The sequence below is a fragment of the Pandoraea pneumonica genome, from assembly GCF_049918595.1.
Taxonomy (GTDB): domain Bacteria; phylum Pseudomonadota; class Gammaproteobacteria; order Burkholderiales; family Burkholderiaceae; genus Pandoraea; species Pandoraea pneumonica_A.
Window position 1 is genome coordinate 220,387 of the sequence record NZ_JBNCRZ010000005.1, and the last position, 21,348, is coordinate 241,734.

General features: G+C 62.2%; 23 protein-coding genes. 13 read left to right on the top strand and 10 right to left on the bottom strand.

Going from position 1 to position 21,348, the window contains the following annotated elements; translation table 11 throughout:
- Positions 1 to 69: 69 nt before the first annotated feature.
- Together ACPWR9_RS21105 and ACPWR9_RS21110 are read right to left on the bottom strand one after the other, a co-directional pair.
- Positions 70 to 498, bottom strand: coding sequence for a VOC family protein (locus tag ACPWR9_RS21105; protein ID WP_426300293.1), 429 nt, complete (start codon positions 496 to 498; stop codon positions 70 to 72).
- Positions 499 to 598: 100 nt separating this feature from the next.
- A complete protein-coding gene (locus ACPWR9_RS21110) occupies positions 599 to 1,021 on the bottom strand; it encodes a YybH family protein (protein WP_426300295.1) in 423 nt (140 codons plus the stop codon).
- Positions 1,022 to 1,163: 142 nt separating this feature from the next.
- On the opposite strand from ACPWR9_RS21110, the gene ACPWR9_RS21115 reads away from it, so the two are divergent.
- The gene (locus ACPWR9_RS21115; RefSeq protein WP_426300297.1) at positions 1,164 to 1,814 is read left to right on the top strand and encodes a TetR/AcrR family transcriptional regulator; all 651 of its coding nucleotides are present in this window, start codon (positions 1,164 to 1,166) and stop codon (positions 1,812 to 1,814) included.
- 18 nt (positions 1,815 to 1,832) lie between these two features.
- On the opposite strand, the gene ACPWR9_RS21120 is transcribed toward ACPWR9_RS21115, so the two are convergent.
- Complete coding sequence (locus ACPWR9_RS21120; RefSeq protein ID WP_426300299.1) at positions 1,833 to 2,747, bottom strand: LysR family transcriptional regulator; 915 nt, start codon at positions 2,745 to 2,747, stop codon at positions 1,833 to 1,835.
- Between the two features lie 170 nt (positions 2,748 to 2,917).
- On the opposite strand from ACPWR9_RS21120, the gene ACPWR9_RS21125 reads away from it, so the two are divergent.
- Positions 2,918 to 3,676, top strand: a complete 759-nt coding sequence (locus ACPWR9_RS21125; RefSeq protein ID WP_426300301.1) for an SDR family NAD(P)-dependent oxidoreductase — start codon at positions 2,918 to 2,920, stop codon at positions 3,674 to 3,676.
- 3 nt (positions 3,677 to 3,679) lie between these two features.
- Here the strand turns inward: ACPWR9_RS21125 and ACPWR9_RS21130 are convergent, their stop codons facing one another.
- Positions 3,680 to 4,687 (bottom strand): DMT family transporter, encoded by a 1,008-nt coding sequence (locus ACPWR9_RS21130; protein ID WP_426300303.1) that lies wholly within the window; start codon positions 4,685 to 4,687, stop codon positions 3,680 to 3,682.
- Positions 4,680 to 5,168 carry an Lrp/AsnC family transcriptional regulator gene (locus ACPWR9_RS21135; protein ID WP_426300305.1) on the bottom strand — a complete coding sequence of 163 codons (489 nt, stop codon included), beginning with the start codon at positions 5,166 to 5,168 and terminating at the stop codon, positions 4,680 to 4,682. Before ACPWR9_RS21135 ends, ACPWR9_RS21130 begins: the two co-directional genes overlap by 8 nt.
- A 318-nt stretch (positions 5,169 to 5,486) precedes the next feature.
- Here ACPWR9_RS21135 and ACPWR9_RS21140 point away from each other — a divergent pair, with 318 nt between their 5' ends.
- The 3 genes from ACPWR9_RS21140 to ACPWR9_RS21150 all read left to right on the top strand — a co-directional run bounded on the left by ACPWR9_RS21140 (position 5,487) and on the right by ACPWR9_RS21150 (position 9,014).
- The gene (locus tag ACPWR9_RS21140) at positions 5,487 to 7,664 is read left to right on the top strand and encodes a TonB-dependent siderophore receptor (protein ID WP_426300307.1); all 2,178 of its coding nucleotides are present in this window, start codon (positions 5,487 to 5,489) and stop codon (positions 7,662 to 7,664) included.
- 138 nt (positions 7,665 to 7,802) lie between these two features.
- Positions 7,803 to 8,387: a TetR/AcrR family transcriptional regulator gene (locus ACPWR9_RS21145; RefSeq protein ID WP_426300309.1), complete on the top strand. Its 585-nt coding sequence runs from the start codon at positions 7,803 to 7,805 to the stop codon at positions 8,385 to 8,387.
- A gap of 201 nt (positions 8,388 to 8,588) precedes the next feature.
- On the top strand, positions 8,589 to 9,014 hold the full coding sequence (locus ACPWR9_RS21150; RefSeq protein WP_150681542.1) for an organic hydroperoxide resistance protein: 426 nt from the start codon (positions 8,589 to 8,591) through the stop codon (positions 9,012 to 9,014).
- A gap of 115 nt (positions 9,015 to 9,129) precedes the next feature.
- Here ACPWR9_RS21150 and ACPWR9_RS21155 read toward each other — a convergent pair whose 3' ends face one another.
- Together ACPWR9_RS21155 and ACPWR9_RS21160 are read right to left on the bottom strand one after the other, a co-directional pair.
- Positions 9,130 to 9,690 carry a DUF1439 domain-containing protein gene (locus ACPWR9_RS21155; RefSeq protein WP_426300648.1) on the bottom strand — a complete coding sequence of 187 codons (561 nt, stop codon included), beginning with the start codon at positions 9,688 to 9,690 and terminating at the stop codon, positions 9,130 to 9,132.
- Positions 9,691 to 9,890: 200 nt separating this feature from the next.
- The gene (locus tag ACPWR9_RS21160) at positions 9,891 to 10,094 is read right to left on the bottom strand and encodes a SlyX family protein (RefSeq protein ID WP_426300650.1); all 204 of its coding nucleotides are present in this window, start codon (positions 10,092 to 10,094) and stop codon (positions 9,891 to 9,893) included.
- 123 nt (positions 10,095 to 10,217) lie between these two features.
- Between ACPWR9_RS21160 and ACPWR9_RS21165 the strand changes: the two genes are divergently transcribed.
- Positions 10,218 to 10,535: a YnfA family protein gene (locus tag ACPWR9_RS21165; protein ID WP_426300311.1), complete on the top strand. Its 318-nt coding sequence runs from the start codon at positions 10,218 to 10,220 to the stop codon at positions 10,533 to 10,535.
- Between the two features lie 16 nt (positions 10,536 to 10,551).
- Here ACPWR9_RS21165 and ACPWR9_RS21170 read toward each other — a convergent pair whose 3' ends face one another.
- Positions 10,552 to 11,196, bottom strand: a complete 645-nt coding sequence (locus tag ACPWR9_RS21170; protein WP_426300313.1) for a helix-turn-helix transcriptional regulator — start codon at positions 11,194 to 11,196, stop codon at positions 10,552 to 10,554.
- Positions 11,197 to 11,282: 86 nt separating this feature from the next.
- Here ACPWR9_RS21170 and ACPWR9_RS21175 point away from each other — a divergent pair, with 86 nt between their 5' ends.
- On the top strand, positions 11,283 to 12,776 hold the full coding sequence (locus tag ACPWR9_RS21175; RefSeq protein ID WP_426300315.1) for an MFS transporter: 1,494 nt from the start codon (positions 11,283 to 11,285) through the stop codon (positions 12,774 to 12,776).
- Entirely contained in the window at positions 12,773 to 13,813 is a 1,041-nt protein-coding gene (locus ACPWR9_RS21180) for a LysR family transcriptional regulator (protein ID WP_426300317.1), read from the top strand. The genes ACPWR9_RS21175 and ACPWR9_RS21180 overlap by 4 nt, the downstream gene beginning before the upstream one ends.
- Here ACPWR9_RS21180 and ACPWR9_RS21185 read toward each other — a convergent pair.
- On the bottom strand, positions 13,729 to 15,276 hold the full coding sequence (locus ACPWR9_RS21185; protein ID WP_426300319.1) for a diguanylate cyclase domain-containing protein: 1,548 nt from the start codon (positions 15,274 to 15,276) through the stop codon (positions 13,729 to 13,731). The genes ACPWR9_RS21180 and ACPWR9_RS21185 overlap by 85 nt on opposite strands.
- Positions 15,277 to 15,365: 89 nt before the next feature.
- Positions 15,366 to 15,830: an Lrp/AsnC family transcriptional regulator gene (locus ACPWR9_RS21190; RefSeq protein ID WP_150681536.1), complete on the bottom strand. Its 465-nt coding sequence runs from the start codon at positions 15,828 to 15,830 to the stop codon at positions 15,366 to 15,368.
- A 270-nt stretch (positions 15,831 to 16,100) separates the two neighbouring features.
- Here ACPWR9_RS21190 and ACPWR9_RS21195 point away from each other — a divergent pair, with 270 nt between their 5' ends.
- From ACPWR9_RS21195 to ACPWR9_RS21215, 5 genes are all read left to right on the top strand, one after another.
- A complete protein-coding gene (locus ACPWR9_RS21195) occupies positions 16,101 to 16,730 on the top strand; it encodes a LysE family translocator (RefSeq protein WP_426300322.1) in 630 nt (209 codons plus the stop codon).
- Positions 16,731 to 17,241: 511 nt separating this feature from the next.
- The gene (gene cyoA / locus ACPWR9_RS21200) at positions 17,242 to 18,318 is read left to right on the top strand and encodes a ubiquinol oxidase subunit II (protein ID WP_426300324.1); all 1,077 of its coding nucleotides are present in this window, start codon (positions 17,242 to 17,244) and stop codon (positions 18,316 to 18,318) included.
- 15 nt (positions 18,319 to 18,333) lie between these two features.
- Positions 18,334 to 20,313 carry a cytochrome o ubiquinol oxidase subunit I gene (gene cyoB, locus ACPWR9_RS21205; protein WP_426300651.1) on the top strand — a complete coding sequence of 660 codons (1,980 nt, stop codon included), beginning with the start codon at positions 18,334 to 18,336 and terminating at the stop codon, positions 20,311 to 20,313.
- 2 nt (positions 20,314 to 20,315) lie between these two features.
- Positions 20,316 to 20,942 carry a cytochrome o ubiquinol oxidase subunit III gene (locus ACPWR9_RS21210; RefSeq protein WP_426300326.1) on the top strand — a complete coding sequence of 209 codons (627 nt, stop codon included), beginning with the start codon at positions 20,316 to 20,318 and terminating at the stop codon, positions 20,940 to 20,942.
- On the top strand, positions 20,943 to 21,308 hold the full coding sequence (locus tag ACPWR9_RS21215; protein WP_426300328.1) for a cytochrome o ubiquinol oxidase subunit IV: 366 nt from the start codon (positions 20,943 to 20,945) through the stop codon (positions 21,306 to 21,308).
- The last annotated feature ends 40 nt before the right edge of the window (positions 21,309 to 21,348 follow it).

Below are 21,348 nucleotides of genomic sequence, written 5' to 3' on the forward strand. Positions count from 1 at the left end.
CCGCGTTGTCGCCAACCCGATGCCCGTGGCTCCGCGCCCGAAGGGGGCGCGGCGCGTGCTTTCGCGCGCTTATGCCTTCGGCATTTCGCGCGGCACGATCACCATCCAGTGCATGCCGAAGCGGTCTTTCACCATGCCGAACGCATGGGCGAAGAAGGTCGGTCCGAACGGCATGGCAACCTCGCCGCCGTCGGCCAGCGCGTCATAGGCCTTCTTGGCATCGTCTTCCTTGGTGAAGTCGACCGAGAGCGAGAAGCCGTCGAACTTCGTCTTACCGCTCACATTGCCATCGGACATCATGACCATCGTCTCGCCGATGGTCATTTCGCCGTGCATGATCTTCTTCTCGCTGCCGGGCGGGAGCATGCCTTCCGGGCACGATTCCGGGCTGTCGCCATAACGCATCAACATGCCGGGCTTCGCGCCCAGGGTCTTCTTGTAAAACTCAATCGCTTCTTCGCAACGGCCTTCGAAAAACAAATAGGAATGGACTTGCATGGAACGCTCCTCAATCTCTCTTTGGGAAGGGAAGCTGGCGCCGGCAGGCGACAGCCGTTGATACGGTCAAACGATGTGAATCGACGACGCTGACGACAACTCAGCACGGCGCCATCGCCAAGGGCACCGATGCGTGCTCGTGCACGACGCGCCAGCGGCCCTGAGACTTGCGATAGCAAACGGTCGCTCGCACGGTGGCGCCACGCGATTGCCCATCCGAGCCGGTGCTGCGCACGGTGTTCACGCTGTGGCTGAACGCCAGATCACCGGCGAGCGTGAGCTGCCACTGCGACACTTCGAAATGAATCGGCCCAGTCGCATGGCTGAACCAATTCTCGAGCAACTGGCGATACGCCTCGATACCACGATGCTCGGTGGGCGGCATCACGTCGAACAGCACGACCTCGGGGTCGTAATGCGTGAACAGCGTGCCAACCTTCTTGTTGCGCACGGCATCGAGCCATGTCGCGTTAATCGCACGAATGGCGGCTTCGTCGCCGTGTGCGGGATACGTCTCAACCATAGTGCCTCCTGATGCAAAGCGTGTGACTTCGGGGGGACTGCAACGGCGACGAAACCAGCATTTTTTGCACTGCACCTTGCCTTTGTGGACAGTGTACACAAACAATAGCAGACATAATGGACACTGTCCACAAGGAGTTGTAATGACAGAAGAAGACACAACAGCGGGGCCGGCGCGCACGACTTATCGTCACGGGGATCTGCGCCGAGCCTTGCTGGAGGCGGGGATCGCGCTGGCGCGCGACGGTGGACCGGACGCCGTGATACTACGTGAGGCCACGCGCCGCGCCGGGGTCGTTCCCAATGCGGCGTATCGGCACTTTGCGAACCGGCAGGATTTGCTCGATGCGGTGCGCTCGGCGGCACTGGCCGACCTGGCGATGGCGATCGAGCGGGAGATTGCCGCGTTAGGAGACGCGCAGGCCGATGCGGCGGCGTATGCCCGCGCTTGCCTGCGCGCGGTGGGGATCGGATACCTGCATTTCGCGCGTCAGCATCCGGGGCTGTTCCGCACGGCGTTTGCGAGTTCGGAGAATGTGCGCTCGGCTGCCGACCCGGAGAAGGCCGGTGAGAGCGGTTTAAACCCGTTTGAACTGCTCGGCGCGGCGCTCGACCGCATGTTGGCGGCGGGCATCATCGCGCCGTCGCAGCGCCCCGGTGCCGAATATCTGGCATGGGCGGCGGTGCATGGCTTGTCGGTGCTGGTGATCGATGGCCCGCTGCGCGATCTGCCCGATGCGCAAGTCGATGCGCTGGGCTTTCGGCTGGTGGCGATGGTGGAGCAGGGGCTTTGAGGCCGATGCGCCGGTGACTTACGAGGCGTCGGGTGCCGTCAACCGTGGGGTAAGCAAATCGGCGAGCCAATTCATGAACGCTTGCGCACGGCGGGGCAGGTGACGGCGATTGGCGTAGAGCAGCGTCACGGCCAGCGGTTCGGCCTGATATTGCGGTAACACTTCCTGCAACGTGCCCTCTGCGAGGTGCGCACGCACGCCGGTCTCGGGGGCCTGAATCAGCCCGAGTCCGGCGAGACAAGCGGCCTGATACGCGTCGGCATTGTTCACGGTGAGCACGCCGTCCATCGGCCACTGCGCGTAGCGCTCGCCATCGAAATGCTCCCAGCCGACGGGGCGCGTGCCCAGTGTGTTCGTGTAGTGAATCAACTGATGCGTGCGCAGATCGTCGAGCGATTGCGGCACGCCATAGCGCTTCAGATAGGCCGTGCTCGCGACATTCACCTGACGTAGATGCCCGAGCGGCCGCGCAATCAGCGTGGAGTCGGCATTCGTACCGATGCGCAATACGCAGTCGAAACCCTCGCGCACAAGATCGACACGCCGGTCAGTGCTCGACATTTCCACTCGTAACGCCGGATGCTGCGCCAGAAACGCCGGGAGTTGCGGAATCACGACCGTGCGCGCGAGCGTTGCTGGCAGGTCGACTCGCAAGCGTCCCGTGAGCGCCTCGTCGCGCGCCACGAACATCGTCTCCCACTCTTCCATATCGGCCAGCAAATCCTTGCAGCGCTCCAGACACGCCTGACCGTCCTGCGTGAGTTGCACGCGCCGCGTGGTCCGGTGCAGCAGGCGTGTCCCCAGCTTGGTTTCCAGTTGCTTGATGGCGTTGGACACGCTCGCGCGCGGCAGTCCGAGACTGTCGGCCGCTTGCGTGAAGCTGCCGGTCTCCGTCACCCGGACGAAGATGCGCATGGCGTCGAGTTGATGCATGGGATATCAGTCGATTGTTATCTGAATTTGATCAGTCTAATCAAATTAATCGGGTTTATTGGTGAAATTCGTTGCAATACGATGTTGAACATACCGCGGCACTTGGGATCGCGGCACGGCAACAAGCGCATTGCACGGTGCGATGCGAAGCCACTTTCAGGAGCTCTCTCATGACCCGCAAAATCGTTCTCATCACGGGTGGCAGCCGCGGTCTAGGCCGCGCTTCGGCGCTGGCCGCCGCACGCCGCGGTATCGACGTCATCCTCACGTATCGCAGCCAACAGGCGGAAGCCGATGCCGTGGTCGCCGAGATCGGCAAACTCGGTGCGAACGCCGTGGCCTTGCCGCTGGACGTTGCTGACAGCGCCCAATTCGCACCGTTTGCCGCTGAAGTGAAGCGCGTACTCAAAGAAGTCTGGAAGCGCGACACGTTCGACTTCCTGGTCAACAACGCAGGCACCGGCTTGCACGCCCCGTTTGTCGAGACGACCGAAGCGCAGTTCGACGACCTCGTGCGCATTCACCTGAAGGGGCCGTATTTCCTGACGCAGACACTGCTGCCGTTGATTGCAGACAGCGGCCGCATTCTGAACGTGTCGAGCGGTCTGGCCCGCTTCTCGCTGCCGGGCGCATCGGCCTACGCGATCATGAAGGGCGGGATCGAGGTGTTCTCGCGTTATCTCGCCAAGGAATTGGGCGCGCGCGGCATTCGGGCGAATACGGTCGCCCCGGGCGCTATCGCAACGGACTTCAACGGCGGCACGGTGCGCGATAACGCGGGTGTGAATCAAATGGTCGCGGCGAACACGGCGCTGGGCCGTGTGGGCGAAGCCGACGACATCGGCGGCATGGTGGCGGCGCTGCTGGCTGACGAAACCAGCTGGATCAATGCACAACGCATCGAAGCGTCGGGCGGCATGTTCGTCTGATCGTCAGTGCGCGCCGCTTCGTCCTCGCATCCAACCGGACCACGCGACCGCCCCGACGATGCACACCCCGCCCACGAGCATCTTGAGCGTGGGCGAGGTGCCGAACAGCACCCAAGCGAACGCAATCGCATAGACCGGCTCGAGCGCAATCACGACGGCTGCCTGACTAGCTTTCACCGTGCGCAACGCGTGAATGAAAAGCGTGTAGGCGAGGGCGGTGCACACCACACCGAGGCAAGCGAGCCAGCCCCATTGCGACGCAGGCAGCGCAAGCGCTTCGCGCCCAATGAACGGTGCCAACACGATCACGATGGCCAGACATTGCCACCAACTGGCCTGCAACGGCGAGGCCTGCGCACCCAGCACGCGATTGGAGAGCGCAATCACGGCGTAGATCGCCCCGGAAAGTACGCCCCACGCCAGACCGACGGTGGCATTGGCCTGCCAGTCGAATTGGGGTGTGACGAGCGCGAGACCAATGCACACCAGCGCGATAACACCGGCGTCACCGAGCGACGGACGCTCGCGGCGCAACGGCCATTCAAGCAGGATGACGAACGCGGGGAAGCACGCGAATCCGAGCGTCCCCACGGCCACGCCGCCTTCCTTGATGGCGAGAAAGAACGCGAGCCAGTGCACGGCGAGCAGCACGCCCGCGATGAGCAGACGCACCGCCGACGACGGCGCGATGCCTTGCCACGGGGCGCCACCCGAGAGGCGTGCGGCACTGCGCAGTCCGGCGAGTCCGGCCAGTGCGATGACCGTTAGGGCCAGCCACGAAAACAATCCGCGGCCGAACACGATCATCGTGCTCGACGCCGCAATATGCTCGCCGAACAACGCCGATGCGCCAAACAGCATCGCCGCCGTATGCAAGGCGAGTTGCTGACTGAATCCGGCTTGTGGGGAAGGCGTGGGATCGGCGGGGTGCCCCGCCAGTGAGGAAGACGCCGCGTGGTGTGGCGCGGCGTCGTGGGTGTTGCCAGTGCTGTGCGGCGCGCCCTCAGGCATCGCCAGATTTATCGGCGGCCCCGGGCACCGGCACGGCGGTCGTGTACAGCACCTGCTTGAGCGCGAAGCTCGAACGGATATTGCGAATGCCGGGGATGCGCGAGAGTTGATCGGTGATCAGCGTCTCGTACGCGCTCATATCGCTGACCATCACCCGCAGCAGATAGTCGGCGTCGCCCGACATCAGATAACACTCCATCACATTGGGCAGTGCGGTGACGGCGGCTTCGAAGGCATCGAGGCCGTCGCGATGCTGGTTTTCCAGCGTGACGTGAATGAACACGTTGATGTGCAACCCGAGCCGTGCGGGGTCGAGCAGCGTCACGCGCTGCCGGATGTAGCCCGCCGTCTCGAGCGCTTTGACGCGCGCCAGACAAGGCGAGGGCGATAGGTTCACGCGCGAGGCGAGTTCCACGTTGGTGAGGCGGGCGTCGGCTTGCAGCTCCCGCAGAATCTTCAAATCAATGGCGTCGAGTTCCATACCACAATGCGCTTCAGTCCCGGATGAGGACTGGCGTTCCAGTCAATTGGCCGCCCGGTCGGCGACAGTGCCGCAATACTAGCTCATTTATGGCCTTCTTCCGCGCCTCTGCCCGGGGATCTTCCAAGGACTGACGCACAACATCGTTTCCCACCCGGTAAGGATCGGAAATGTTGTATTTGCGTGTTGTTTCTTCCGTCACGGCTCAACGTTTGTTGACGATGCGTGACAGTCTGCTACCATCCCGCGCTACGAATGAGAACGTTAACGATTCTCATTAACAAAAAGATTTTGCACTCGTCACTCGGGATTTCGTTCATGTCTTTCGATCATCTAATGCTCGCCCGGCACGCCAAACGTTCGCCGCTGGCCGTTGCCGCGTTGCTCGCGTTCGCCGTCAGCTCGCCCGCCATGGCCCAGTCGGCCGATGCGAGTGCGCAGACGCCTGCCGCCGCGGCAGCGCCAGTCGATGCCTCGGGCACCGCCCCCGCCGCGCTCAAGGCCACCACGGTCACCAGCTCGGCCCTGCGCGAGACGCCGCAGAACCTGAAGCAATCGGTATCCAATGGAGCGCTCGGCTCACGTAGCCAGCTCGATACGCCGTTCTCGACCACCGTGGTGAGCGAGGAGCAGCTCGAGCAGCGCCAGCCCGCCAAGCTCGGCGACGTGTTCGCGACCGATGCCTCGGTGACCGACGGCAGCAACGCGTTCGACGCGTGGGCAGGCTACGTCTACGTTCGCGGTATGCCGGTCGACTGGCAATACGGCTTCAAGCTCGACGGCCTGCCGGTCATGACCTACGGCGTGACCATGCCGTACGAACAGTTCGACCGCGTGGAATTGCTCAAGGGCTTGTCCGGCTTCATGTACGGCTTTGTCGCGCCGGGCGGCGTGATCAATTACGTGACGAAGAAGCCGACCGACGAGCGCATCGCCAGCGTCGACGTGGGCTTCCACTCGGAAGGCATCTGGCGCGAGCACGTGGACCTGGGCGGTCGCGCAGGGCCTGACGACATGTTCGGTGCCCGCTTGAACTACACGCACGAAGAGGGCCGCACCTATACCGACGGCAATCTGAACCGCGACACGGTGTCGGTCGCCCTCGATGCCCGTATCACGCGCGACCTGACGTGGAATTTTGGTGCGATGTATCAAGACCGCCGCGCCACGGGCACGCAGCCGTCGCTCTCGACGTATAGCTTCACGGGCAATCAACTGCCGGGACCGATCAATGCGTCGACCGCGAATCTGCAAACCCAGGCGACACACCTGAACACGATTACGCAGTTCTATACGACAGGGCTGCAATATCAGATCAATCCGGACTGGAAGGTGTCGGCGAACTACGCGTTCAACAAATCGACGCGCGACCGGAATGAAGCGACGTTGTATCTGCTCAACGGCGCAGGCGACTTCAGCGGCCAGAACGATCTGGGTGCCGAGACCAACATGTTCCGTGCGTGGCAGATCACGGCCGAAGGCAAGCTGCAAACGGGGCCGTTCGCGCATCAACTGACGTTCGGCATCGCCTCGCAATATCAGACGAACGACTATGCGTACGTCTATAGCCCGACGTATTTGGGCAACCTGTATCAGGGCACGTCGTATCAGTACTACGGCAACGGCACGCCGCTTCAGGCGCAACGCTCCAGCGCTATCGAGCAGCGCTCGGCGTTCGCCTCCGATACGGTGAAACTCACCGATCGCTGGTCGGTGCTCGCGGGCATTCGCTTCACGAACTACAACCAGACGAACGCGCAGGGCGTGTCGACGTATTCGAAGAACGGCGTCGTCACGCCGACCATCGCCGTGATGTACAAGCTCACGCCGAACACGACGGCCTACGCGAGCTATGTCGAAGCGCTGGAAGCGGGTGAGGTCGTCGCGGTGCAGTACGCCAACGCGGGTGCCGTGCTCAACCCGGTGAAGAGCCGTCAGTACGAAGTGGGCGTGAAGACGGAGCAATCGAACTGGAGCGCGACGGCGGCGCTGTTCCGCATCGAGCGCGGCGCGGTGTACACGGACAGCAGCAACGTGCGTGTCTCGGATGGGCAGTCGATCTATCAGGGCATTGAGATGGCGGGCTCGGTCAAGCTGGGCACGCAGTGGACGCTGGGGGCCAGCGCCATGGCGCTCGATAGCTGGTACTCGCGCACGAACGGCTTCGACGGCAACCGCGTGGGCGGTGCGCCGCGCTTCGTGCTTTCGGGCAATGTCGACTACAAGATTCCGTATGTGCCGGGTCTGTCGGTTGGCGGCGATATCCGCTACAACGGCCGCACGGTACTGAACCCGGCGAACTCGCTCACGGTGTCGGGCTATACGCTGATCAACGTCGGCGCGACGTATCGCACGCGTGTCGCGGGTAAGGACGTGACGCTGCGCGCCGCGGTGAGCAACCTGACCAACCGCAAATACTGGGAGTACCAGTACGACAACTACATCAAACCGGCCGACCCGCGCATGGTCAGCCTGAACGCCAAGATCGACTTCTGATTGGTGTGATCCTGTGGGCGGCGCTTCGATCGGATCGGGGGCCGCCCGTGTTCATCTATCTCCCCGATAAAAAGAATCAATCGCCGTCGCACGAAAAACACCTTGCTTATCTATCTATCAGTAGATAAACTCCGTTCCATGAATCGCACAACGACATCGCCCAACACCCCAAGCGTCCGGGACCAACTGCTGGAACAAGCGCAGACGTTCCTGATGACGCGAGGCTACAACGGCTTTAGCTACCGGGATCTGTCGGAGCGAGTTGGGGTGAAGACGTCGAGCATTCACTACTACTTCCCGGCCAAAGAAGACTTGGTCCTTGAAGCAGTGAAGGCTTACGACGCGGCGATTAGCGAAGGTCTGGCGGGCATTGACGAGACGCTACCGGCCGCGCAGAAGCTGCGGCAATACGCCGATGCGTTTGGATTGATCGCGGCGGATGGCCATCGAATTTGCCTGTGCGGGATGCTCGCGGCGGATATCGAAACGTTGCCCGAACACGTACGTGAAGCGGTGCAGAAGTTCTTCGCATTTCACGAGGCGTGGCTGGCACGTGTGCTGGCCGAGGGCGTGACGGACGGTTCGTTGAAGCTCACGTCCACGCCGGAAGCGGCTGCCCGAGCGCTGTTTGCAGGGTTTCAGGGCAGTGTGATGGCGTCGCGGTTGTTCCGGTCGCCGTCGCGGCTTGGGGATGTCGTGACGTCAGTGTGCGCAATGGCTTGAGTCGGCACGCCGACAGCAGGATGAAGGGATGCGGGAGCGAGACTCCCGTTTATTTGGGTTGGTTTGTCTATCTATGAGTAGATAAGTATTGTGAAGTTGTCGTTCAAAGCCGGACAAACGGGACGCGCCAAACTGAAAAGCGTCACGGTTATCGTCAGGCAGGTGCATTAAGATCATTTTTCCACTCACTAGGAGTTCGTCATGTCGATCGAAAAAGTGCTGTACACCGCTCACGCCACCGCCACTGGGGGCCGCGATGGCCGCGCCGTCTCGTCGGACGGTGTACTGGATGTGAAGTTGGTTGTGCCCAAGGAAATGGGCGGCCCGGGCGTTGGTGGTACGAACCCGGAACAACTGTTCGCCGCTGGTTACTCGGCCTGCTTCCTGGGCGCGCTGAAGTTTGTCGCCGGTAAGGAAAAGGTGGCACTGCCTGCCGAGACGAAGATCGACGGCAGCGTCGGCATCGGTCAGATCCCGACCGGTTTCGGCATTCAAGCCGAACTGAAGATCAGCGTGCCGGGCGTGGACCGTGCCGTTGTCGAATCGCTGGTGCAAAAGGCCCACATCGTGTGCCCGTACTCGAACGCCACGCGCGGCAACATCGACGTGACGCTGACGATCGTCTAAGTCACGTTCGGCGCCGATGGTTTGAGCCCGGCGCGTCGGATCAATGTGAAAAAGGCTGGGCGCCGTAAGGGCGCTCAGCCTTTTTTATTGCCGGAGGCCTAGCCGCCAGCGTGCGTTATTTCGTCTTGATTTCGACTTTGATGCCGTCGGGTAGCACGGTGATGGCGCCGGGTTCGACATCGCGTCCACCGTAACGCAGTTGCTCCGGCTTGAACGTGTAGATCGGGTATTGATTGAGTACCTGCTGCGCGACCGTGCCGCCGACAGCACTCAATTGCTGACCATAGGCGGGCGGCATGCCGTCGACATCCACTCGCTCTACGCTGGGATTGTCTAGTACGACAGCGCGTTTCACCGGGTCGTACCTGAGCGCGCTCGACATGGCGATGACCCCTTTCATCGGCTGCCCGCCGATCAACACGTTCGCGACCTGCGCGTCCACCTGCGTGTTGACGCGGTTGGCCTGCGGATTGAAGCCGAGCTGCGGATGCGTCAACTCCACCGAGAGGAGTTGCCCGTAACGCAGCGTCGTCGGGAAGCGCTTGTCGACGGCGGTCTCGATCTCCTGACGCGTCATCGTGTATTCGCCGGTCCAGAGGTTGTACGCGGCGCGCGCGGGACGCATGACGGGCGCGAGGATCAAACCTACCGCCCCGATCGACGCGAGGCGCAACATGTCGCGCCGGGCGATGGGCGAGCGGGCGTCAATGAGGTCGGATGTGGCGGGCAGTGCGATGCGTTGCGAGGAGCGGCGTGAAGTCATAGCGCAATGGGCCGGGAGGCCATGAGAGACGTCACCGCACGAGATATCCGTGCGTCATTCGTCGATGGTGATGGGACTGCGATGACGTCGAATCGTTCGGCAGCGGTGCCGAATCAATAATGCGGCGGAATTTCGTGGCGCGGGTTGCTGTCGTTGCCGCCTTGACCTTGCGACAACATTTGCTGATACAGCGCGCTGAACTGCTTTTGCAGCAGATCGATTTGCTGCGCCTGACGCGTGACGATCTCGTTGAGCGTCTCGATCAGGTCTTCTTGAAACGCCGTCTTGACCTCGAGTTCGACGATGCGCGATTCCAACGATTCCAACGATTCCATGAGCTTCTCCCTTGAACGCGGCATTGTAGGCCATCGAGCGTGGCATTGACGTACTGCGCGTGGGTCTTTGGCCGCCGTGGCAGGGGTTCTGGGCATAATCGCACCATGAAAACCTTTCTGCTTTATGTCGTCACGGCCGTGGCGGAAATCGTGGGCTGCTATCTGCCCTGGCTGTGGCTCAGACAAGATCGCAGCGCGTGGCTGCTCGTGCCCGGTGCGCTGGCGCTCGCACTCTTCGCGTGGCTGCTCACGTTGCATCCGGCCGCGGCCGGGCGCGTGTATGCGGCCTATGGCGGGGTCTACATCACGGTGGCCATCGTATGGCTGTGGGCCGTCGATGGCATGCGCCCGACACCGTGGGATATCGCGGGTGTGGCCGTCGCGCTGCTCGGCATGGGGCTGATCGCGTTTCAGCCGCGCTGAAGCCACGATCTCCCGATCAACTCGGGCGCACGCGATACGTACAGCGCTGACCGCCCGCGAGGATGTGCGTCTCGCGGGACACCGCGCCGCGTGTGCCGACCAACTCTTGAAACAGCTCCAGCTCGGAGCTGCAAAAGCCCTGACACGTTTTTGCCGCTGCGCAGATCGGGCAATGATCTTCGATCAGCAGCCAGTCGTCGCCATCGCGCTCGACCCGCGCCATATACCCTTCCGCCGACCGAATCTCCGCCAGGCGCGTCAGCCGCTGTGAAAGCGACGGCAACCCATCGATGGCGTGCTTGTACTGTGTGCGCGTTTCCGCAGCGCGTTGCGAGATCAGCCGATGCAGCCCGTCGTCGCCGAAGAGCTGCTTGATCGAGCCGATCAACTGAATGGTGAGATGGGAGTGCGCGTCGGGAAAGCGGTTGTGCCCGGCCGCTGTGAGCATCCACGCCTGACGTGGGCGGCCGGCACCGCGTGAGGGCATCGTCTGGCCAACCAGCAAGCCTTCGCCGACGAGCTTCTGCACCTGCTGACGCGCTGCCTCGGCGGTGATGCCGAGCGCCGTCGCGACTTCCGCCGTCGACGCCGGTCCCTGTGTCTTGAGCCAATGCAGTACGCGCTCATGACCTGCATTGGGAACCGTCGCCCTATTATCCAAGTGGTTATTTGGGTAATTCATTGTGCCGCATGTAATATCCAAGAATTATCTTGCATATTAGTCGGCCAGCGGCCGGCTGTCCATCCATGACAACAACAACGACGACGAATGCCGCTGCGCCGGGATGGCGCGATCTCCTGAGCGGAAACAATGGCTGGCGATCGCTGGCGCTGGCGGGTGGCGTGGCATTGCACGCTACGAATGTCTATGTGGCGACGACGGTGTTGCCGTCGATCGTGCGCGAAATCGGCGGACTCGATCTCTATTCGTGGAACACCACGCTTTTCGTCGTGGCGTCGATTCTCGGCTCGGTCCTCGCGTCGAAACTCTTCACTTCACTCGGGCCACGTACGGCCTACGTTGCCGCACTGATCGGCTTTAGCGCGGGGACCATCGTTTGCGCGGCAGCGCCGAGCATGACGTGGATGCTGGCCGGACGCACGTTGCAAGGTTTCGGCGGCGGCATTCTGCTCTCGCTCAGTTATGCGCTGATTCGCGTGGTCTTCGCGCCGCCGCTGTGGTCGCGGGCGATGGGGTTGGTGTCCGGGATGTGGGGCGTCGCCACGTTGTGCGGGCCTGCCGTCGGTGGCGTGTTCGCGCAATTCGGCCATTGGCGCTGGGCCTTCTGGTCGCTGCTGCCGGTCGTCGTCGGGCTCGCGCTAATTATTCGTGTGCAAGTCCCGGCAGGGCGGGTAGGGGTGTCGAAAGACAACGCTTCCGGCAACGCCGACGCGACGCAAGCCGATGGGAATCAGGCCGTGCCGTGGTTCAAGGTGGTGCTGCTGTCGGCTTCCGTCGTGGCTATCTCGCTGGCTGCTGTGGTCGGCTCTCACCTGATCGCTGCCGCGTGGGTACTCGTGGGGCTGGGGTTGACGTGGTGGCTCGCACAGCGCGAACGCAGCGCGCGTCATGCGGTGCCGCGTTTGCTACCGACGGGCGCGTACTCGCTGCGCACACGTTTGGGTGCGCTATACGCCGCCATGAGTCTGCTCGGCATTACGACGACGAGCGAAATCTACATTCCCTATTTTCTGCAAAACCTGCACGGGCAGACGCCGTTTGCCGCCGGGTATCTGGCCGCGCTCATGGCGGCGGGCTGGTCGGTCGGATCGATGACCAGTGCCGGACGCCACGGCGACGCCGCGGAACGGCGTGTGCGGCTGGGACCGGTGATCGTCACGCTCGGCATGCTGGCGCTCGCATGGCTGTTGCCGCAAGCCGATCTCTTCAAGTCGGTCGCAGGTGTCACGTCGATTTGCGCTGCGCTCTTTGCGGTCGGTGTGGGCGTGGGCATGGGGTGGCCGCATCTGCTCACACGCGTGATGACGGCGGCGCGCCCGGGGGAGGCGCATCTGGCGTCGGCCTCGATTACGACGGTGCAGTTGTACGCGATGGCGCTCGGTTCGGCGTTGGCGGGGCTCGTGGCGAACTCGGCCGGTTTGGCCGATGGCCAATATGCCGATGTGCAGCGCGCGTCGGTCTGGTTGTTTGCAGTCTTTGCGCTGGCACCGGCGGCGGCGGCCGTGCTGGCATTGCGTGGCCGCGTGGCGGCTCCCGTTTCCGGGCAGGAGGCATCATGATCGATCGGATAACCGCCATGCGTACCTTCGTGCGCGTGGCCGACGTTGGCAGTTTCACCAAAGCCGCGGCCTCGCTCGACCTGCCACGTGCGACGGCGACGACACAAGTGCAGCATTTGGAGCGCTGGTTCGGCGTCGCGCTCTTCACGCGCTCGACGCGGCGGATTGCGCTCACGATGGAAGGGGCGGTCTATTACGAACGCTGCGCGGCGATACTCGCGGACATCGAAGAAGTGGAGGCGGGTTTGTTCGGCGCAGAAGTGCAGTTGCGCGGACGCCTCGCCGTCGTGCTGCCGCCGGTGATCGCACGCGAAATCGTGATGCCCGCGCTCGCGGCATTTCAGGCGCGTTATCCGGGCCTTGAGATCGCACTCGATGCGACGCCTGCGCACGGCGACTGGCGCGGCGATGGGGTGGAGTGCGGTGTGGTGCTGGGGGAGTTGCCGGATTCGCGGCTCGTGGCTCGGCATCTGGGCGATCTGCCGCGCGTGACGTGTGCGAGCCGTCGTTATCTCGAAACCCACGGCGTGCCCGACGATCTCGAAGCGCTCACGGCGCACACGTCGGTGAAGTGGCTCACGGCACCGGCGGAATCGCTGGCCCTCATGTCGACGCCATCGTCGCCGTCATCGGTCACGGCGCGTTGTGGCGATCTCACGCTGATGGTCGGCGGCCGTGCGACGTGCGTGCGCACGCGGGGCCAATTGCATGTCGGGGATGAGGCCGCGTATCTCGCGGCTGGACTCGAAGGGCTTGGGCTGATTCAGCCGACGTTACTGGCGGCGGCGCCCTATCTCGCGTCGGGGCGTCTCGTGCCAGTGCTGCCGAAGTGTCCGCCGCCGCCGTTGCGACTCTCGGCGGCGTACCCCGCGCAAAAACGCGTGTCACCGCGTGTGCGCGCGTTTGTCGATTGGCTCGCGCAGATTTGCGAGCCGCTCGCCTCACAACAGGGTTATGCGCCCCCGACGCCACCCGTCGGGCCGGTACCGGACGGCAAGCCGTCGATGGCACGGCGCTCGTTCAGACTGCCGGCGTAGTGATTGCGTTTTTCTTCGTACATCAGCAGGTCGGCTTTCTGCACGGTCGCTTCGAGGCGTTCGCCCGCTTCGCACGTGGCCATGCCCATCGAGAATGAGAGCGGCGTGCCCGGATAGAACGAGTTGTTGAGTTCGACGAGTTGACGAATGCTCTCCATCATCGCTGCGCCACCTGTCGCATCGGTCGAGGGCAGCAGCAGCGCGAATTCGTCACCGCCAATGCGCGCAGCAATCTGCGGCGCCGTCACCGACTTGCCGAGCACTTCACCGGCGCGGCGCAGCAGCGCATCGCCTGCCGCGTGTCCGAGCTGGTCGTTCACGGCCTTGAGTCCGTTCAGATCGGCGACGACCACCGTCACCGGATACGGCCCCTTGCGCTCCAGCCGGTTCAATTCGTCCACATAGAACGAGCGATTACGCAGCTTGGTCAGCACGTCGTGCTTGCCGAGGAATTCGAGATACGACTCGGCCTTCTTGCGCGCCGTGATATCGGTGAGCGCCACGAGCACGAGATCCCAACGCGCTTCGTGTCCGGGCAGTACGGCAAATTGCAAATGGACGTTGATCTCGTTGCCATCGAGCGCGTAGTTCACGACTTCGCGCTGCTGGAAGAGTTTGTTGTCCCACAGGTCGACGAGCTGCTCGCGGAAGTTGTGCCGCATGTCGTCGCGAAACACATCGGGCAAGCGCGAGAGCAGGGTGGCCTTGTCGGTGGCGACGAACATCGCGAGCGTATGGCGATTCACGTCGAGCACATGAATTTCCTGCATGCAGCGCTCGACAAACTCGGGGTGCACATCGGTGAACGTGCGGAAGTCGGTGATGCCGCGAGCGCGCGCATCGTCGAGCAGCAACTTGATGGCACTGAAGTCTTCCACCCACAGCGACACCGGCGAGTATTCGAACAGGCCGCGCGCGTATTGCTCGCCCATGGTGACGCGCTCGCGTGCGTGTTCAAGTTCAGTCACGTCTTCGAGCGAAATCAGCACGCGGTCGAGCGTGGCTTCGTGACCAGGCAGGACCGAGCCGTTGAGCAGCACGTCCAGACGCCGACCGTCGAGCGTGTAGTTAACAGTCTTGCTCGTGAAGTGCGTGCGACCATCCCAGAGCTGACATAGCTCTTCGATGTGGGTCTTGAGCATGTCGTCGCGGAACACGCGCGGCAGGTTCGCGATGAGCGCGTCGAGTGACGGCGCGTTGAACATCGACAAGGTTTTGCGGTTGACCTTGATGACGCGAATGCGCTGCGAGCACGCCGACACATGAGCCGCGTCGGTCTTGAAGTGCGCGCGCAGATCGGTCACGCCTTGCGCCTTCCATTGATCGAACAACTGCCGCACGCCGCTGAAGTCTTCGAGCCAGAGCGAGACCGGCGCGAGATCGAACATGACGGCGTCGTCGCTGGCAACTGACGGGATAGCGGCCGCCGTGGTGGCGGAAGACGTGGAAGGTACGGCAGGCATGGCGTCCGGCATGTGGCACCTGAAGTCGGGTCAGGCCGTCATTCTACGGTCAAACCCGCCGTAACCCCTACGGGGAAAAGGGGCGGCAATCAGAGCAACGGGGCGCCGGTGTCGCGTTTGACTTCACGCAGCGAGAGCATCGATTCGATGGACGAGACGCCGGGCAGGGCGCGCAGCACGTCGCGCGTGAACAGGCCGTAGTCGTCGAGATCGGTGGCCACCACGCCGAGCAGGTAGTCGGCGCTGCCCGAGATGTTGTGACACGACACGATGCGCTCGATGGCCTGCACTTCGCGCTCGAACTGCTCGGAGAGTGCGCGATCGTGCACGGCAAAGCGCACATGTACGAAAGCCACGACACCCAGACCCAGCGCACGGCGCGACAGCTCGGCCCGGTAGCCGGTGATATAGCCGTCGGCTTCTAGCCGTTTGAGGCGGCGCGCACACGGGGTTTCGGACAGCGACACGCGCTCGGCAAGCTTGGCGTTGGAGATGCGTCCGTCGCGCTGGACGATGGAGAGAATCGCCCGATCGATGGCGTCGAGTTCGTTCATTGTGGGTATCCCGCTACAAATTCAGCTGCAAAGACGGCATTCCACCACGATATGCGACCCCGGGGAAGTGTTACCCCTCATCCGGATGACTTAAGCCGGTCGGATAGTGGCGATTTTTGATGTGGGTGGAATGCATCGATGTTGCTGTTGTTTTGGTGTAATCAACTATATATGGCGTTTATCGTAATTGGAAAACGCCATATTTCGCTCGTGAATTAGCGAGATCATGATCGCCTTTGCGGCCATTTTGGCCGGCTTCGGAGAGGTGTCATGGTTTCGCTTCAGTTGCTCACGGTTTTCATCGGCGCGCTTGTGGTCGTGTACGCGCTACCCGGGCCGGACATGGCGCTGGTGATGCAAACGAGCATGGTGCGAGGCGTGCGGCACGGGCTGGCAACGTCGGCGGGGCTGGCGCTCGCGCGCGCAGGGCATGTGACCCTTTCGGCTTGCGGGGTGGCCGCGTTGCTGCGTGCTGCGCCGTGGTTGTTCGAGACGGTGCGTATCGCGGGTGCCATCTATCTTGCGTGGATCGCGATCCAGATCTGGCGCTCACCGGCCTTCGGCATCGAGGCGCTCTCGACCTCGCGCGAAGCGGCGCCACCGCTCGCCCATGCGGTGCGCCGCGGTGTCCTCTCCAGCGTGTTGAATCCGAAGGCGTTGCTGTTCTGTTCGGTGTTGCTGCCGCAGTTCGTGCGCCCGGAGGTCGGACCGATCTGGTCGCAAGTGCTGGAGTTGGGCGTGCTGCTCGTGGCGGTCGGTGCGGTGTTCGACGTGACGCTGACGTTCGGGGCCGCCCACATCGCGCGCTGGCTGCGCACGCGACCGCTTGCACAAAAAGTACAACGCTGGTCGTTCGCGGCGGCGCTCATGGCATTCGCTGTGAGGCTGTCACTCGACTGACCCGACTCGCGTTAAGCTACGGGTCTACCCGCAAGTCAAATTGATGCACCATCGAGGTGCATTTCGCTGCGACACGGCAAAGTGAGGTGCGACAGAACGTCGCACCCATTGAAAAATGGGAACGTTACCCAATTGCTGCATTGCACAGCGTTTGCCGTCAAATTCCCCTACATCTGCGTTGAAAACGTCGCGCGCGTACGCGTGTGACCGGCGCGACACATTGTCGCGCAGCCGCGCCTGGCATGTCCCGCCTAATTAAACTTCGGCATAATGCCGCACCGTGATGGAAGTAAAAGACAAGAAGTCGGACAGTGACTTGAGGTCTGCGGGCGGCAACCTGCCCCGGTTCCCGTCTTTTCGATGACACAGTCGTCGTAGCTCGACCGGTGCAATACCGGCGCGGCGACTGCTCCCGTCTCACCTTAACCCTTGCCAACCTCCTGCGACCCTGCATCAGGCCGGTAAGCCCGTGTTGTGCCGTTCGCTGGCCAACTCAACCCTGTCGTGTGACATGAAGAAACACAGAAACCCGCGATTGCTTAGGCTCCTCGCCTTGTGCGCGCCGCTGCTTTTGGCTGGCTGCGACATGGCGCTGCTCAACCCCAAAGGGCAGGTCGGAGAAGAGACCAAATCCCTGATCCTCACGGCCACTTGGCTGATGTTGATCGTTGTGATTCCGGTCATCGTGATGACGCTGTGGTTTGCGTGGAAGTATCGCGCGACCAACAAGTCGGCGCGCTATGAGCCGAACTGGTCCCACTCGACGGCCATTGAGGTCGTGGTGTGGCTGGTGCCGATCATCATCATTGCGATTCTTGCGCGCATTACCTGGGTCAGCACCCACGAACTCGATCCCTACAAGCCGCTGCAAAGCGACGTGAAGCCGATCACGGTCGAAGTGGTGTCGATGAACTACAAGTGGTTGTTCATCTACCCGGAACAAGGTATTGCGACGATCAACGAATTGGCCGTGCCGGTCGACACTCCCGTGAATTTCAAGATCACGTCGGAATCGATCATGAATTCGTTCTTCATCCCGGAACTCGGTAGCCAGATCTACTCGATGGCCGGCATGGAAACGAAGCTGCACCTGATCGCGAATCACGTCGGCTCGTACGACGGTATTTCGGCGAACTACAGCGGCGGCGGTTTCTCGGGGATGCGTTTCAAGACGCTGGCGATGACGGACAACGACTTCCAGCAATGGGTGGCGAAGGTGCGTGAGTCGAAGAAGGTGCTCGACAAGTCGACCTACGCGCAGTCGCTCGTGCCGATGAGCGAGAACACGCCGGTCACGTATTACAGCTCGGTCGACGCGAACATGTTCCAGTCGATCGTGCACGCCCCGATGGCCGCGGGCATGGCTCAGCAGCATGAGGGTCACGCCGCCGGTCACGATGCCCATGAAGGCATGGACATGAAGGGCATGGACATGAAGATGGAAATGAAGGGCGCGGGTACTGACGCCGTTGCAGCGCCGGCTGCGGCAGCGAACGTGCAGAACGGCCAGCCCATGACCATGGCCATGGACGCCGGCGCGCATGCGATGCACGCCGCCGGTACGGCCGCGCACGCGCATAAGGAGTAAACAACAATGTCAACGCTGTTTGGCAAACTGACCCTCGAAGCCATCCCGTACCACGAGCCGATCATCGTCGGCGCCGTGGGCATGATGGTGCTGGGTGGGTTGGGCATCATTGCGCTGCTCACCTACTTCGGCAAATGGAAGTACCTGTGGAACGAGTGGATCACGTCGGTCGATCACAAGAAGATCGGCATCATGTACGTGCTCGTCGCCCTCATCATGCTGCTGCGCGGCTTTGCCGACGCCATGATGATGCGTACCCAACTGGCGCTCGCGCATAACTCGCCGGGCATTCTGCCGCCGGAACACTACGACCAGATCTTCACCGCCCACGGCGTGATCATGATCTTCTTCGTGGCAATGCCGTTCATGACGGGCCTGGTGAACCTCGTGGTGCCGCTGCAAATCGGCGCACGCGACGTGGCTTTCCCGTTCCTGAACACGCTGTCGTTCTGGCTGTTCGTGGCCGGTATGGCGCTGGTGAACCTGTCGCTGGGCGTGGGTGAATTCGCTCGCACGGGCTGGCTGGCTTACCCGCCGCTCTCGGGCATTCAATTCAGCCCCGGCGTGGGCGTGGATTACTACATCTGGGCTTTGCAGATTTCAGGCTTGGGGACGTTGCTCACGGGTGTGAACTTCGTCGTCACGATTCTGAAGATGCGCGCCCCGGGCATGAGCCTGATGAAGATGCCGGTCTTCACGTGGACCGCACTGTGCACGATGGTGCTGGTGTGCGCTGCGTTCCCGGTGCTGACGGTGACCCTGGCGCTGCTCTCGCTCGACCGCTACCTCGACTTCCATTTCTTCACGAATGAGTTGGGCGGCAATCCGATGATGTATATCAACCTGATCTGGATCTGGGGGCACCCTGAGGTGTACATCCTGATTCTGCCGGCGTTCGGTATCTTCTCGGAAATCATCTCGACGTTCTCGGGCAAGAAGCTGTTCGGCTACAAGTCGATGGTGTACGCCACGGCCGCGATTATGGTGCTGTCGTTCCTCGTGTGGGCGCACCACTTCTTCACGATGGGCTCGGGTGCCAGCGTGAACGCGTTCTTCGGTATCGCGACGATGATCATCTCGATCCCGACGGGCGTGAAGATCTTCAACTGGCTGTTCACGATGTACCGCGGTCGCGTGCAAATGACCGTGCCGGTGCTCTGGACGCTGGGCTTCATCGTGACGTTCGTGATCGGCGGTATGACGGGCGTGCTGCTCGCCGTGCCGGGTGCCGACTTCGTGCTGCACAACTCGCTGTTCCTGATTGCTCACTTCCACAACGTGATCATCGGTGGCGTGCTGTTCGGTTACATCGCCGGTATGAACTACTGGTTCCCGAAGGCTTTCGGCTTCAAGCTCGACGAACGTCTGGGCAAGTACAGCTTCTGGTGCTGGATCATCGGTTTCTACCTCGCCTTCATGCCGTTGTATGTGCTGGGTCTGATGGGCATGACGCGCCGTCTGAACCACTACAACAACCCGGATTGGCAGCCGTGGCTGATCGCCGCGCTGATCGGTGCGCTGTTCATCGCCGCCGGTATCGCCTTCCAGGTGCTGCAAGTGGTGGTGTCGATCAAGAACCGCAAGGCGCTGGCCGACACGACGGGCGACCCCTGGAACGGCCGTACGCTGGAGTGGATGACGTCCTCGCCGCCGCAGTTCTACAACTTTGCCGAAGAGCCGCGCGTGCACGACATCGACGAACTGGCTTATCGCAAGGAACACGGCATCAAGAGCGATCTGAAGACGAGCTACGCCCCGATTCACATGCCGAAGAATACCGGCGCCGGTTTCATCATCAGTGCGTTCTCGCTGGTGTTCGGTTTCGCCGCAATCTGGCACATCTGGTGGCTGGCTATCGTTGGCTTCGTCGGCATGATCGTGGCATTCATCTGCCGCAGCAACGACGATTCGATCGACTACTACGTGCAGTCGCCGGAAGTGGTGGCCATTGAAAAGGCTCACCATCAGGCGCTGGCTGTAGCAGCAAAGGCTTAATCATGACGAGCGAAGTTCTTAAACACACGGGCGCGCATGCGGATGCGCATGCGCACGACCACGCGCACCACGACACCGGCGGCAACACGATCTTCGGTTTCTGGGTGTACCTGATGACCGACTTGGTGCTGTTTGCCGGCCTGTTCGCCACCTTCGCGGTGCTGCGTGACTCGTCGGCAGGCGGTCCCACGGGCAAGGAACTGTTCGACCTGAAGTTTGTGCTGGTCGAAACGTTCATCCTGCTGTTCTCGTCGATCACCTACGGCTTTGCCATGGTCGGCCTGCACGGCGGCAAGAAGGGCACGGTCATGGGCTGGTTGGCCGTGACCTGGCTGCTGGGTGCCGCGTTTATCGGCATGGAACTGTATGAGTTCCATCACCTGATCCTCGAGGGCGCTGGCCCGCAACGCAGCGCATTCCTGTCGTCGTTCTTCGCGCTCGTGGGCACCCACGGTCTGCACGTGGCCTCGGGCCTGCTGTGGATGGCCGTGCTGATGTTCCAAATCGGCAAGAAGGGCCTGACCTCGACGAACACGACCCGCCTCCAATGCCTCTCGCTGTTCTGGCACTTCTTGGACGTGGTCTGGATCGGCGTGTTCACGGTCGTGTACCTGATGGGAGCGATGTAAATGAGCAATAGCAAATCGGTGCAATCGCACGGCCACGAAGCCGGCCATAATGCCGCCGGCGGTAGCCACGGCAGCGTGAAGTCGTATCTGATCGGCTTCGTGCTCGCAGTGATCCTGACCGTGGTGCCGTTCAAACTGGTCATGGACGGCACGATGCCGCCCTCGACTGTGCTGCCGCTGATTCTCGGCGCCGCACTCATCCAGATGATCGTCCACCTGGTCTACTTCCTGCACATGGACCGCTCGTCGGAACAACGCTGGAACATCATGGCGTTCCTGTTCACCGGCCTGATCGTCGCCATCGTGCTCGTCGGCTCGCTGTGGATCATGCACAACGCCAACTCGCTGATGATGCCTGGGATGTAAGTCTTTTCCCTGGGCGTTAGTGGTAAGCAAAAAGGGCAGT